Source organism: Xanthomonas sp. SHU 166 (genome assembly GCF_000364685.1).
In the GTDB taxonomy this organism is placed as follows: Bacteria; Pseudomonadota; Gammaproteobacteria; order Xanthomonadales; family Xanthomonadaceae; genus Xanthomonas_A; species Xanthomonas_A sontii.
This window is the reverse complement of the sequence record NZ_AQOJ01000693.1, coordinates 1-388: the sequence shown is the minus strand read 5'-3', so window position 1 is coordinate 388 and position 388 is coordinate 1. Positions and strand designations below refer to the sequence as shown.

Below are 388 nucleotides of genomic sequence, written 5' to 3'. Positions count from 1 at the left end.
TGACCTGCGCCTGCCAGTGGCGGTCCTGGGTATTGCTCAGCCAGATGTCGGTGCTGGTCTCGCCGGGTGCCAGTTGCACCAGGGTCGGACTGATCCGGACCCCGGCCGCGCCAGCACTGCCGGCCAGCGCCAGCAGCAGCGCCGGCAGCAGGCGCGCGCGGGCGCTGCCCATCAGAACGCGACCGTGGCGTAGCCCGCCGACGTGCGCGGCGTGATGCCGGCGGCGGGCAGGCTCAAGGCCAACGCCATGCTGGCGCTGGGCGCGGGTGTGCCGTCGATGCTGACCTGGTAGGCCAGCGGGCGGTTGCAGGCGACCGTCGGCAGTGCCCCGGGTTGCGGACGCGCCGGGGCGCCGAGCTCGCAACTGCGTTCGATACGGATACCGATC

The 388-nt window shown here is 73.2% G+C and carries 1 protein-coding gene; it reads right to left on the bottom strand.

Annotation, left to right across the window (positions count from 1 at the left end; translation table 11 throughout):
• Positions 1 to 171: 171 nt before the first annotated feature.
• A partial coding sequence (locus tag D180_RS16325; protein WP_017913639.1) for a hypothetical protein occupies positions 172 to 388 on the bottom strand: 217 nt, incomplete at its 5' end.